The sequence below is a fragment of the Moritella sp. 24 genome (assembly GCF_018219155.1).
GTDB lineage: Bacteria > Pseudomonadota > Gammaproteobacteria > Enterobacterales > Moritellaceae > Moritella.
The window spans coordinates 236,459-250,259 of record NZ_CP056123.1 but is presented as its reverse complement, the minus strand read 5'-3'; the positions used below and the strand labels follow the sequence as shown (position 1 = coordinate 250,259).

Genomic DNA, 13,801 nt, shown 5'->3' with positions numbered 1-13,801 from the left:
TTAGACGTACCTCTTCAGATCCATACCTTGGTATAAACTTGCAACTTCTTCAGCGTAACCGTTGAAGGGCAATGTTTTTATACGTTTAGATGTAAAAATACTACCATTACCAATACGACGTTCCGACGCTTGGCTCCAACGAGGGTGGTCAACCGCAGGGTTAACATTGGCATAAAAACCATACTCACGAGAAGCAAGACGGTTCCACGTTGTTGGCGGCTCTTTTTCTAACAGGTGAATTTTAACAATTGATTTAATGCCTTTAAAACCATACTTCCATGGCACGACTAAGCGTATTGGCGCACCATTTTGCGGCGCTAACGTTTTACCAAATGTACCAACAGATAACATAGTTAATGGGTGCATAGCCTCATCCATACGTAACCCTTCGACATAAGGCCAGTCAAGGCTGCCACCAAGATAAGAAGAGGCTTGCCCTGGCATTTGCTTCGGATCGTATAGTGTTTCAAACGCGACGTATTTTGCTTTTGATGTCGGGTTGGCTTTTTTAATAATTTCAGATAACGAGAATCCAGTCCACGGGATCACCATCGACCACGCTTCTACACAACGCATCCGATAAATACGCTCTTCTAAATCTGCGATCTTAAATAAATCGTCATAACCCAACGTCATTTCTTTTTCTACAGCGCCCGTGATCGTCAGTGTCCACGGTTCAACTTTAAAATTTTGGGCATTTTTTTTCGGGTCAGTTTTTGCAGTACCGAACTCATAAAAATTATTGTGTGATAGCACCTTTTTTTCAGGCGTCCAAATCTCACCATTGGCATAATCTTTCGTACTGCTTAAATTCAACGGCGATTGGGAAAAAGCCTTACTACTGGCTTTTTTCTTATCGTCAAAAATATCAAAAATGCCAGCCTGTGCAGGACTTGCCGCAGCTAAGCCTACACCAGCAAGGCCGAGTTGTTTGAGGAACTGCCGACGTTGCTGATAAACCGGTTCCGCAACGACATCATTTTCACTTGCTTGAGATTTACTTTTCGACTTAATAATCATTCCGTTACCTGCTTGGTTAACTACCCATGTAGTAATCATGGTCTATTTAAGCAAATTGTTCATCACAGAATTATCACAATACCGGCACAATTATCTCTAAATGCAACAAAGCCTTATATAAATACCATATAAGCTGTCTTTCTTTCGCGCTATGATTTCTTATAAGTCCGTTTTTTAGCTGGCTTTTTCTTAAATCGCCCACCAGCAGGTTTACCACTTGAAAGGCCGCGTAAACCATCCGGCAGTGTCGCTTTGGCTTGATCAATCATGCCAGAGAGTTGCTGTAAGAGACCACCCATAAAATGCTGATAGCTTGCTTCCTTTTTGCTGATCCCATCAAGTACTGATTCCCATTGCGCCGTCATATCAGGTAAGGTCGCAGATTCTGGCAAGGCATTAATTAATCCTTTTCCTGCATCTGTCGCTAAAATCATTTTGCCATTCCGTACTAAAAAGTTACGTCTAAATAACAGCTCTATAATCCCAGCGCGCGTTGCCTCCGTACCTAACCCATCCGTGTCTTTTAAAATTTTACGAATATCACTGTCTTTTACATAACGAGAGATCCCCGTCATTGCAGCGAGTAAGGTTGCATCACTAAAATGCTTTGGTGGCTGAGTTTGCTTTTCAATGCATTCCGCTTGCTGACACAATACCTGCTCCCTTTTTTTAATGGTGGGCAATTGCGCCGCTAACTCTTTTTCTGCTTCCGTTTGTTTATTATTGCTCGCTGCAGATTTTGGGAATAATATTTTCCACCCTTGCTTTAACGTCATTTTCGCTTTGGCAATAAACAATCCACCAGCAATAGTAATTTCAGCCACTGTATCAGCATATTCATAGGCAGGATAAAACTGACATAGATATTGTCTCGCGACCAGCTCATAAATGTTTTTCTCACTGCTATTAAGTCGATCGACACTGCTACTTTTTTCGGTCGGAATAATGGCATGATGGGCTTCAACCTTACCATCGTTCCACGCTTTACTGCGTAAACTCTGATCGGCATTTAACGCGGCTTGGTTTAATGATGAACTGGTTTTTGCGATTGCACTAATCACACCACCACGATGACCATAGTGCTCTTTTGGTAAATAGCGGCTATCTGAACGTGGATAGGTAATGAGTTTATGGCGTTCATATAATGCTTGGCAGGTATCTAAAACTTGCTGTGCACTCATGCCAAAGCGTTTCGCTGCATCAATTTGTAATGATGATAAGTTATACGGTAAAGGGGCTGCTTGTTGCTTGTTTTTCTTTTCTAGCTTAGTGACTTCGCCCATTTGATCTTGAACACGGCTCACTACATTTTCAGCTAATTTTTTTACTAATACGCGGCCATCTTCATCCATATACGGACGACACGCTTCGCTGGGTTTCCACTTTGCAGTAAACGTTTCTTGCTGCTGGGTTTGCAAATGCACCAATACTTCATAAAAAGGTTTACTGACAAAGTTGGCAATCTCGATATCTCGTCGCACCACTAAACCCAAAATGGGGGTTTGTACGCGACCCACAGACAAGACACCTTGATAACCTACTTTTTGCCCTTGTAACGTATAAGCGCGGGTCATGTTCATGCCATATAACCAATCAGCACGTGAGCGTGCTAAAGCGGATACAGATAAAGGAATATAATCACTATTAGGCTGTAGACTATTAAGGGCATTTTTAACGGCTGCAGGATTAAGATCGCTAATAAGTAGTCGTTGCGCGGTATTTTTCTTTTTCGCCGGTGTTTTAAGAAACTCGATGACTTCATCGACCAGCAATTGCCCTTCTCTATCCGGATCACCTGCATGCACAAGACTGGTGGCTTTTTTTACAAGTCCTCTTAATACAGTCAATTGCTTACTGGTATTCGGTTTTTTCTTTAATTGCCATGTTTCAGGTACGATAGGAAGATGTTCTAAACGCCATTTTTTATACGCGTCATCATACGCATCCGGCTCAGCTTGTTCGAGTAAATGGCCAATACACCATGACACTACATCACCATTACCCACTTCAATGTAACCTTGTTGCTTCTTGTGAGGTTTAGGTAAGACATCGGCAATAGCACGACCTAGGCTGGGTTTTTCGGCAATATAAAGTTTCATGATGCTAACAATTATGGACTGTATGAATAAACAGTTAATGTAGCTAATATTGCAGGGTAAGTCTATAACTTCTAAAACGGGTGAATAAGATTAACGCATAACGTGGTGCTGATACGTTAATCTATTATCACGAGGCTGTGGATGCCTCGTTTATTTGAACTATACGATTGCGCGGCTTAAATATTCAACCAAGGCTTCTGATAAGTTAAGCCATTCGTCTTCCGGTACATATGCACTTGGATCGTTTTCGTCATATTCACCGAACTCTTCCCAATACACTTCACGTACAGCACATGCAAAATCATTATGCAGTTCAGCCATGTCTGCCATGCTACCAAACCAAACAATATGGCGTAAATCGATGGTTAATTCATTTATGTGTTCGATCCACTCTTCATCTGAATGAGTTTGCGCTTGTAACACTTTAAAGCGTTGCTTCGCTGCATACACTAGCTCTCCATCCATTTCGCCAGTATCAGCCAAAATAGCAAGATACTCGTCATAAATAAAATCGATAGCTTCTTCACGGCCATTACACCAGTGTAACTTAGTACCTCTGCTACCTAATACTGATGCATTGTAAGAATCATCAATATGCACGATAGCCCAGCTATCTATAAATCTACTCATGGTTTTCTCTTTAGTTTAGTAACGACAGATTATCAATCGCTATTATAACCAAAAATCGTTACGCTTGTATCTAACTTGATAATACAGGCAACTGATATGAGCACAGATCAACATCCAGAAATTGCAATTATAGGAGCCGGATGGTTAGGAAAGCCATTAGCGCGACAATTACTATCGCAAGGTTATCCGCTAACGGTCAGTTGCAGCCACCAAGAAAAAGCAGATCAATTAGCCGCTCAAGGTTTATCGGCAGTCAGTGCGACATTAAATAATGCACCTGAGGGTGATTGGGAACGTTTACTCAGTAATAAAGACATTGCGATCTGCTTGCTTCCCGCCAGTTACGGTAATCATGCCGATACGCCCTTGACTGAACAGATAAAACAATTACTGCTTATGTTGAAACTGTATAAGGTCGGTAAATTTATTTTTATTAGTTCTACCAGTATCTATCAAAAATCCGATAGTAAACTCACTGAAACATCACCGTTAAATTCCAACAGTGTACTATATGATGCCGAACACATCATTCAGCAACAAGCAGATGTTGAATACACGATTATTCGCTTTTCAGGATTAATTAGCGCCGATAGAAATCCGACACGCAGTTTATCGAAAAAGAGCCAGAGCGGTCATATCTTTGACGCAGGTGAATCGCGTGTAAATTTAATCCACCAACAAGATGCGATTGATATTATTCAGCAGATAATTGAGCAACAATGTTGGGGGGAAATATTCAATGCCTGCTGTGATCAACATCCGAGCAGACAAGTATTTTACCAACAGAATGCAAAGCAACTTGGCATCACACTACCAACATTTATCGTTGATAACAGTAAACCAAATTGCATCATTGCGAATGATAAATTGAAGCAGCGATTAAACTACCAATTTAAACATAACTCATCTACAGATTTAGTAGTTTAGGTTTTGGCATTTGGCTTGGCTTGATACTATCAGCAAGATAGAAAGACATCAGAATAGGATGACGTAACCAGATACGTTTGTGCCCCCAACGATAAATTGTCTTAATTTGTTTTGATACGATAGGCGTATAGCACACCGCAGTGCAAGTCGCACAGGTTGGTTTTTCTGAACCACTTTCACAAAAAGCGAGCTTGCGGGCGGTCATTTCTTGTAACCGTTCGCAGTCGCGACACACTTTGCCTTGGTAAACATGATGCTGTTTACAATACATGGTGATCATTGCATTTTGCAGGCGCATTTCGCGGTTTAAACGTGGGTGCGCTAAAATTTCAGTGACTGTTTTCATCGTATATCTATTTTATTTATTCAGCCATCTAACGGTTTAATAAGTCCGCTAATCACTTGGTTAAATAATAAAATTAATCTTGTATAAATTCAGAAGAGCGCAATTAAAGCAGTAAAATAATCGAACTGCAAGACAAAAAACGCGACGTTTAGTTTCCATTCGTTTTTGCCTTGCTACATTTATTCATTAATCACAGCACTAAATAATACCGTTATTATTGACCCGCTTGCGTTAAACTAAGCGCTACCGCGTCCTTGGTCAACAACTCAGGTAATAACTTTCCATTCGGTAATGCAGGGCCAAACACCTGATTAAATGGAATAGCATAACGGCCATAACGTTTTAAATATGCTTCAATACTTGCATCAGGCTTGGTCCAATCCCCCTTCATTGCGACGACGTTATCTGCATTTAATCCCAAGATAATATCACTACGTTGTAATACAGCACGTTCATTCACGACACAGGTAATACACCAATCGGCAGTAATATCGATAAACACGGTTTTACCTTCCGCAACATAGCCCGCTATCTTTCCTGGTTCAAACGCTTGCCAATGGATTTCTGATATAGACTCAGCATCAGCCCCCCGTAACAGTCGTGCTGACTCTGGTGACCAAATGATCGTATTCGCTAATAGCAGGTATATCGCGAATACCGACACTAATGATCGAGGGCCAGGTTTAACGATTAAGAATATCACCATGATACAAATAACAATGCTAAAAATGCTCCATAGCATCATACTTAGATGCGCCTGTAGCAACCAAATTAGCCACACCAAGGTCGCGCAAAGTAAGCTTGCTAAGAACTGGCGGAAACGCACCATCCACATACCAGGTTTCGGCATGATGCTCACGCTATTAGGCCAAATCGCAATCAGTAAATAGGGTAACGATAAGCCAAGTGCAAGACCACTGAATATCACTAAAATTTGCCAACTCGAACCTGCCAATGCAAATGCGACAGCAGTACCTAAAAATGGCGCAGAGCAAGGCGTCGCCAATAGCACAGCAAATATGCCTTGGTAAAAATGTCCTTTACTGGAACCAGATAATTTATCCATCAAACTTTGTGGTAATTGCACATCAAATTTATCAAGTAAATTAAGCGCAAATAACACCAGTACCGGGATCATAATTAATAAAAATGCAGCTGATTGGAACTGTACGCCCCAACCAAAACCAATACCAAAATACTTCAGTGCAATAAACAGTAATGCTAATAACCAAAATGCGACAAAAATACCGGCGGCACTAAGTAAAAAATTAATACGACGCTGAGCACTGGATTCACTCGCTGATTCCACAACACTCAATAGTTTGATAGATAAAACAGGCAACACACACGGCATCAAATTAAGAATAAAACCACCGACAATCGCCAGCAACAACATGTATATCCAGTTTGGTAATGTCTGCTCAACCACAGTTGGAGTGATAACGTCTGTAAAAGTAATACCACCTTGCTGATAAGTAAGCGTTACTTTTAGTTGCTGCTGAGGGTCTAACCGTGCAGGAGTGCCCGCCATATCTTCAACGTGCATAATTAATCGGGTAACGCCATCTTCCTGGCTAATTTGTGGTTTGCTAAATAAGGTAAAATCAACACCTTCAACAAAACCATCAATCACAGGTGTCGTTAACCCTTTCACTTCGATTAATAATTGTGATGATGCACTATCCCACCCTAGTTTTTGTAGGGATGCAGATGTTGCACTGATATCTACGGGGACATCGGCTACATACGGCTGAATCTGCGTACTTGAGGCTTTATCTATATCACTTGCTGTCGCAGGAAGGTTTAATGCCAGATTAACCTGTGCACGTATACATACTTCACTGCACACTAACATCGTCGTCTTCGCATGCAATGATAGTGCTTTTGTAGGGTCGGTGACTGTTACTTGCAATGGATAAATAATCTCATGCTTGTAACCGTACGTTTCAATGTCATATACCATCATCCGCTGAGGCACTGGCCATAACCATTTTACACTGCCTAGATTACTCGACCCCTGCCAATCAATACTCGGAGGTGCACCCGCCAACCCCGGAGAGCTCCAATAGGTCTTCCAATCATCATCTAAGGTTATCTTTAATCCCATTGATAATATGGTTGCACCATTAACACCATTCGCTGTTGATAATAATTGTGCCGTCGCCACCTTTGCTGCAGGGTCAAACGCGCTTGCACTTTGTTCTGCATGGGCGAAAGAAGAAAGTAATAAGCAAACCAAAATATAAAATCGCATTCAATAAATTCCCAATTTTCACTATGTTCATATACTAAGTCAGTCACCTCAATATATGAAATTAAAAATGTACCCTATGTTTAGAGTCATTCATTACCTAACCCCGTCATAATTAGATATACTTCTTAACAAAATAGCATTAACACATAGGTTAAGACGGGTCTGAAAAGGCAGTTTTAATTAACAACAACACTTTACCGCAGGCAATTAAAATGGATTACGCACTTGTTAAACACATGCACATGGGCATGGCTTACCTTAGTATCACTTTCTTTATTTTTCGTTCAATCTTATCGGTCACAGAATCTGGATTATTGCAGAATAAGTTAATCAAAATATTACCGCACATCATTGATACCTTCCTTTTATTGTTTGCCGGTCATTTAATGATGACAATCCAGCAATATCCGTTTGCTGATGCGTGGTTAACAGCTAAATTAGTGGCGCTAATTGCTTATGTTATCGTGGGTACGATCGCCATTAAACGTGGTAAAACAACCGTGATACGCTTATGGGCAAGTATCATTGCAGTGGCAATTTTTGCTTATATTCTTGGTGTCGCTAAAACGCATGATGTGATGTCATGGTTAGCAATCGCTTAAAGGAGTAAGCATGTCTGCATCGGCATTATTACAACAGTACAGTTCGTTATTCCAGCCATCAGGTAAAGCCGTATTGGATTTAGCCTGTGGATCAGGTCGCAATGGTTTATATCTACATCAACAAAAAATACCGACTATTTTTGCTGATCAAAATCAAACAGCATTAACGAGTATAGCTAGCGTAGAAGGTGTCAGTGCCGAACAATGCTGGCAAGTTGATTTTGAAAATGGTGAGCAACAGTTACAAGCTAACCATTATCAAGGCGTGATGGTATTTCGATATTTACATCGCCCATTAATTGACGATATCAAGCAAGCAGTATGTTCTGGTGGTATTGTTATTTATGAAACGTTCACCATCGAAAATAGACAGTTTGGTCGACCTAACCGTGATGCATTTTTATTACAGTTGGGAGAGTTAAAAGAAATGTTTAGTGATTGGGAATGTTTACATTATTTTGAAGGGATAGAGCGAAATCCAGATCGTGCGATTGCACAGATAGTTTGTAAAAAACCATAAAAAAGCGCCATGTTGAATCATCAACATGGCGCCCTTATCACAATTATAACAATCCGATATTAAGCGCGGATGAAATCAATGTGTTGTAATTTTGGCTTGAACGCGTGGCGTTGCATAGCTTTAACAGTAACAGCCATCTCAGTACCATCAACAACAAGCGTGATAACTGAAGAGAAGAACTCTTCGTTACGTTGTGCGTTGTTAACAACATCGTGATCTAATTCAATAGAGATAGCTTCTTCGCCTTTACCGTAGATTACAGCAGGGAATTTGTTAGCGTGACGTAGGCGGCGGCTCGCACCTTTCCCTAGGTCTGAACGTACTTGTGCTTCAAAAGTGAAAGACATAATCTTTTCCTAATATAAGTAGTAATAATTGGATCTGAACTGAAGTTCAGATAATAAGCGCAATGTAACTGCTGCCTGCGACCGGGCAACAACAGTAATATTAACGGGTCGGGATAATACCATGCAAACTACAGGACAACAAGTGAATGGGGATAACTAACAGGCGTAAAGGGAAATTGAATTTGAAGCAAGATCACATCCATAAGAGAAACTATTATCAAACTGTATTTTAAGGTCTATTTTATTAAGTAAATGAATCACCAAAATTACCGAAAAAATCAAAACATAGTGAATTCACAAAGTAAAATAAAGAATAATGTACTTCAATAAGCTTCAACTATACGGCTAATACCGCATATTATAATAAACTGGAAAGTCATCTTTAGAGCCGTTAGAATCAGCATGATTCATCAACAAACATCCGATGAGCGACACAATAAATAGGTAAATAATTAAAGTCAGTTAAAGATCACTAAAGCGGACATTTCAACAAGTTAATACTACTTTAGATAAAGTTTATGCTGCTATACTGAAAATACTAACTACCCTAATACCAACAATAATTTTTAGGATCATCTATGCAGGACTCAGAATTAATTAGGCTAAGCGATGATAACAACCAAGCCGAAGTCCGCCTGATCCCAAATAAACACGCACCGTTAACAGTGCCCAACTTACTTAGCTTACTGAAGGTTGAACCTTTCAATCAATTATCTCCAATTCTTGCGAATATTGAAGATGCTATCAGCCAAATAAATAAGCTCAGTGGCAAACGTGCGGGCGATGAAGAGTTTCTCTTTATTTTAGCTGAACGAAGTAATACCAAAATTGAAATCATACTCAGTAAAGATAATATGAAAGCAGAAGTGAATTTGACTGCTGGCTGGGGTGATAATCAAGTACCGATTAGTGCTATTTTAGCTGAACTCAATAATAGTAATATTCATATTGGTATTGATAATACAAAAATTCGAGAACAACTTTCACAACTGTCAGCGCTTTCTGCAGGTCAAGAAATTAAAATCATTGTTGCCGAGGGCTTACTACCCGTTCATGGTAAAGACGCTGAATTAGAACGTAAAGTATCATTAGCTAGAGAACGTTTATTACAACCGCAATTAAAAGCCGACGGTAATGTAGATATGCGTAATCTTGGTGAAATTAACATGGTACAGACAGATGATGTATTAATCGAAAAAATACCCGCTGACAATGGCACAAAAGGCTTTGATTTACTGGGTAAAGAACTTTTACCAAAATCAGGCAAAGACACAAAATTACAAGCGGGTCCAGGTACCCGTATAAACCCAAGTAATCCACTACAATTACTCGCTACGATGACTGGACAAGTCGTTGAAGTAAGAGGTGTATTGCAAGTTGATGACATGCTGACAATTAAAAGTGTTGATGTCAGCACTGGTCACATTAAATTTAAAGGCAGTATCTTAATCACGGGTGATGTCGACGCTGAAATGATTGTGAAGAGCACTGGTGATATCACCGTCATGGGATTTGTTGACTCAGCGACATTAGAAGCCGAAGGGGATGTTATCGTCAACAAAGGTATTCTAGGCCGTAAATTAACAAGTAGCGATAGTAATCAGCAGCTTGCAACCACTGTCAAAGCACAAGGGCAAATACGAGCTCAGTTTGTACAATATTCAGAATTAACCGCAATAGGTGATATCACCATTACAAAACAGCTATTGCACAGCATTACGAATACCAAAGGCAAGCTTACCGTTAATGATGGCTTTAACCGTCGTGGTGATATTGTCGGTGGTAGTGTAAATGCAAATAATGGTATTAACGTCGTAACGATTGGCGCTACATCAGGCACTAAAACTGAAATTTTTTGTGCCATGCAAGAAGATGATATTCGAGACCAACTTGAAGACCGTAGCCAAGACTTAAAAACATTAGTGGAAGAAGACAACACCCTCTGGATTAAAATTAATAACCTACCGCCAAAAGAAAAATGGAAACATGATCACGGTATCGTCACTGAAATTAAAGAGATGTTGTATAAGAAAAATAGATTTAATCAGCAGCGAGTTAATGAAGAAGTTGAATTACAACAACTACAGCTTGAATTAGAACAGTATTTTCAGGTGCATAACATTGATGTTGGCAAATGTATTTTTGATAATGTTGCACTGCATATCGGTTCAGCTTCAACAGTGACTCAGCGTGAACATGGCCCGTGCAGAGTACAACATAAAGACAAAAAAATTGATTTTAATTATGCTGAACATGCCTAACGCCATTTGAGTCACCCGCTCATATTTTCTATTTACCAATAAAAAAGCCTAAGTGATCTGAAGTGACCCCCAATAGTTGGACAACCAATTATTGGGGGTCTTTTTTTATGTCCAAATATAGTCGTGAGTTAAAACTCATTATCGCGAAAGAGTGTCTAGGTGGTAAATCATCTTATACATTAGCAAATGAACTATCGATATCATCTCGACAGATTCGATATTGGACTCAAGTCTTTGCTATTCATAGCACAAATTCATTCCTACCAAATTCACATGCAAATAGTGCCAAAACAAAGCTGCAATCATTAAAATTAATGTGGACAAATGGTTGGTCGCTCACTCACACTAGTGCCGTATTAAACCTGTCTTCTCCCGGTTCGCTTTCTGTATGGCTAAAAACATATAACGAATCTGGCTTCAGAGGGCTTCAACACACCTCGATAAATAGGCCTAAAATGACACAATCTAATACAACTCAAAAACCAGATAGTGAAATGACAACAGCAGAGTTAAAGGAAGAGTTAGCCTATCTACGAGCCGAGAATGCTGTATTAAAAAAGTTGGAAGAGCTAGACCAAGCAAAGCGCCGAAAAACAAAGAAAAAGCGATAACGGTTTTAGCTCTTAAAAATAAACATGCACTAAAGCACCTTCTTCAAGCCTCAGAGTTGGCTAAAAGTGTGTTTTATTATCAAATTAAAGTAAATGAAAAACCGGATACCTATGAACGTGAACTGGCGCTTATAAGAGATATTTATCACGAACATAAAGGGCGCTACGGCTACCGTAGGATCCAGCTAACACTGAAAAGACAAGGTATTACGCTAAACCATAAAACGGTGCAAAGGTTGATGGCTCAACTGGATCTAAAGTCGACCGTTCGACCTAAAAAATACAGCTCTTATAAAGGCGGAGCTGGAACTACGGCACCGAATGTACTTGAGCGAAATTTTAATGCTACAAAGCCAGATGAAAAGTGGGCAACTGATGTAACTGAATTTAAGGTGAGAGATCAAAGAGTTTATTTATCACCAGTTATAGCTCTATTTACCAAAGAAATAGTCGCTTATAAGATAGCTAAAGATGCTCGCTTACCATTAGTTACAGATATGCTAAAAGATGCCATTAATAGCTTAGATAAGCATTCGAAGCCAATAGTGCATAGCGATCAAGGGTGGCACTATCGCCACAGGGGATATCAAAAACAACTAGCTGCTCATGGGCTAACGCAGAGCATGTCCAGAAAAGGGAACTGTTTAGACAATGCAGTAGCTGAAAACTTCTTTGGCTTATTAAAAACAGAAATGTATCATAGGCAAAAATTCAACGATGCCGATGAATTAATAAAAAAGCTCGACGAGTACATCGAGTATTACAATACGAAACGGATCAAGGTCAAATTAAAAGGCCTGACTCCGATAGAATATCGAAACCAGGCCTTACAAGCCGCTTAACTAAAATGTCCAACTTAACGGGGTCACTTCACATCACTTAGGCTTTTTATATTCGCAGTACGAAACAATTAAAGGCTTGCTAATGCCAGTGTAAAGTCAGCAAGTAAATCATCAGTATCTTCAATACCAATAGAAAAACGGATCATGTTTTCACTAATACCTGATTCTTGTCGTGCAGCCAAACCAATTTCATAGAAAATAGTTGGCGCAACAGGTAGTGCTAAACTACGGTTGTCACCTAAGTGTGTAGCACCAATCACCAACTTCAATTCATTTAAGAATTGGCAGCAATCTAAGCCTTCTTCCAAATCTAAACTGAACATCGCACCAGATGCAGTAAACAATGATTTAGAACGCGCATATTGAGGGTGTGATTCAAGACCTGGATAATAAACACGCGCTACTTTCGGGTGATTCTCTAACATTAATGCAAGAGCCAATGCCGAACTTGACGATTGTTTTAGACGTAGTGCCATTGTTTCTGAACCGAGAGCTAATTGACCAGCCGCTTCAGAAGTAAGGCAAGCGCCCATATCACGTAGACCTTTCTTCTTCATTTGTAGATAACCCCACATAGCAGGATCACCTTTACGATACGCTTCGAAAATATTCGGATACTGTGACCAATCAAACAAGCCCGTATCAGTAACTGAACCACCAATCACATTACCATGACCACCAAAATATTTTGATAGAGAGGTAACGATAAGGTGACACTTCACTGTTTTAGGCTGGAATAGGTATGCTGATGTTAGCGTGTTATCAACAACATAAAGTAAACCTTTAGCATCACACAGCTCACCAATTTCAGCTAAATCACATACTTGAGTTGCTGGATTTGCGATAGTTTCCACAAACACCATTTTAGTGTTTGTTTGGCAAGCTTTCGCAACGTTAGCAACATCAGTCGCATCGACCAAAGTAACTTCGATACCAAAATCTCTTAGGGTGCCGAATACACTTGAGGTATTACCAAATAAGAAGCGACTAGCAACAATATGATCGCCACTTTTTAATAACGTCAAAAATACCGCGGCAATCGCCGCCATACCCGAGCTGAAACAAAGCGATGCTTTACCCTGCTCCATTTCGCAGATCATGTTTTGTAACATATCAATCGTTGGCGTAGCTTGACGAGCATAGGCTTGGCCTGCTTGGCGGCCTTGGAAGATATCGATAAGATCTTGAATGTCATCATAACCATAAGTTGCTGAGTTATATACTGGCGCGTGAATAGCACCAAACTCTAGCTTTTGATTGTGATCATGATGAACTAAATGAGTAGTGAATCCCTGCTCTTTCATTGTTATTCCTTCATACAACAAATTGATGTTAACCTCAT

General features: G+C 39.9%; 13 protein-coding genes. 6 read left to right on the top strand and 7 right to left on the bottom strand.

The features are described from left to right. From msrP to HWV00_RS01150, 3 genes are all read right to left on the bottom strand, one after another. Window positions 1–1,020, bottom strand: a complete 1,020-nt coding sequence (gene msrP, locus HWV00_RS01160) for a protein-methionine-sulfoxide reductase catalytic subunit MsrP (RefSeq protein WP_211684339.1) — start codon at window positions 1,018–1,020, stop codon at window positions 1–3. 149 nt (window positions 1,021–1,169) lie between these two features. After that, window positions 1,170–3,119, bottom strand: a complete 1,950-nt coding sequence (locus HWV00_RS01155; protein WP_211684338.1) for a DNA topoisomerase III — start codon at window positions 3,117–3,119, stop codon at window positions 1,170–1,172. Window positions 3,120–3,278: 159 nt separating this feature from the next. Beyond that, complete coding sequence (locus HWV00_RS01150; protein WP_211684337.1) at window positions 3,279–3,749, bottom strand: hypothetical protein; 471 nt, start codon at window positions 3,747–3,749, stop codon at window positions 3,279–3,281. A gap of 96 nt (window positions 3,750–3,845) precedes the next feature. Between HWV00_RS01150 and HWV00_RS01145 the strand changes: the two genes are divergently transcribed. Next, entirely contained in the window at window positions 3,846–4,676 is an 831-nt protein-coding gene (locus HWV00_RS01145; RefSeq protein WP_211684336.1) for an NAD(P)H-binding protein, read from the top strand. Here the strand turns inward: HWV00_RS01145 and HWV00_RS01140 are convergent. Then, complete coding sequence (locus HWV00_RS01140; protein ID WP_211684335.1) at window positions 4,657–5,022, bottom strand: nitrous oxide-stimulated promoter family protein; 366 nt, start codon at window positions 5,020–5,022, stop codon at window positions 4,657–4,659. The two genes, HWV00_RS01145 and HWV00_RS01140, sit on opposite strands and share 20 nt — an antisense overlap. A gap of 214 nt (window positions 5,023–5,236) precedes the next feature. Further along, window positions 5,237–7,276, bottom strand: a complete 2,040-nt coding sequence (locus HWV00_RS01135) for a protein-disulfide reductase DsbD (RefSeq protein ID WP_211684334.1) — start codon at window positions 7,274–7,276, stop codon at window positions 5,237–5,239. Window positions 7,277–7,488: 212 nt separating this feature from the next. Here HWV00_RS01135 and HWV00_RS01130 point away from each other — a divergent pair, with 212 nt between their 5' ends. Beyond that, entirely contained in the window at window positions 7,489–7,878 is a 390-nt protein-coding gene (locus HWV00_RS01130; RefSeq protein ID WP_211684333.1) for a SirB2 family protein, read from the top strand. A 10-nt stretch (window positions 7,879–7,888) separates the two neighbouring features. Then, window positions 7,889–8,398: a tellurite resistance protein gene (locus HWV00_RS01125; protein ID WP_211684332.1), complete on the top strand. Its 510-nt coding sequence runs from the start codon at window positions 7,889–7,891 to the stop codon at window positions 8,396–8,398. A gap of 59 nt (window positions 8,399–8,457) precedes the next feature. Here HWV00_RS01125 and rplY read toward each other — a convergent pair whose 3' ends face one another. After that, window positions 8,458–8,745, bottom strand: a complete 288-nt coding sequence (rplY, locus tag HWV00_RS01120; protein ID WP_211684331.1) for a 50S ribosomal protein L25 — start codon at window positions 8,743–8,745, stop codon at window positions 8,458–8,460. A 578-nt stretch (window positions 8,746–9,323) separates the two neighbouring features. On the opposite strand from rplY, the gene HWV00_RS01115 reads away from it, so the two are divergent. From HWV00_RS01115 to HWV00_RS01105, 3 genes are all read left to right on the top strand, one after another. Beyond that, window positions 9,324–11,006, top strand: coding sequence for a DUF342 domain-containing protein (locus HWV00_RS01115; protein ID WP_211684330.1), 1,683 nt, complete (start codon window positions 9,324–9,326; stop codon window positions 11,004–11,006). Window positions 11,007–11,113: 107 nt separating this feature from the next. After that, window positions 11,114–11,617 carry a helix-turn-helix domain-containing protein gene (locus HWV00_RS01110; RefSeq protein WP_211681831.1) on the top strand — a complete coding sequence of 168 codons (504 nt, stop codon included), beginning with the start codon at window positions 11,114–11,116 and terminating at the stop codon, window positions 11,615–11,617. Beyond that, window positions 11,557–12,459 carry an IS3 family transposase gene (locus HWV00_RS01105; protein WP_211686265.1) on the top strand — a complete coding sequence of 301 codons (903 nt, stop codon included), beginning with the start codon at window positions 11,557–11,559 and terminating at the stop codon, window positions 12,457–12,459. The genes HWV00_RS01110 and HWV00_RS01105 overlap by 61 nt, the downstream gene beginning before the upstream one ends. 68 nt (window positions 12,460–12,527) lie before the next feature. Here HWV00_RS01105 and HWV00_RS01100 read toward each other — a convergent pair whose 3' ends face one another. Next, window positions 12,528–13,763, bottom strand: coding sequence for a cystathionine gamma-synthase family protein (locus tag HWV00_RS01100; RefSeq protein ID WP_211684329.1), 1,236 nt, complete (start codon window positions 13,761–13,763; stop codon window positions 12,528–12,530). Between the last annotated feature and the right edge of the window lie 38 nt (window positions 13,764–13,801).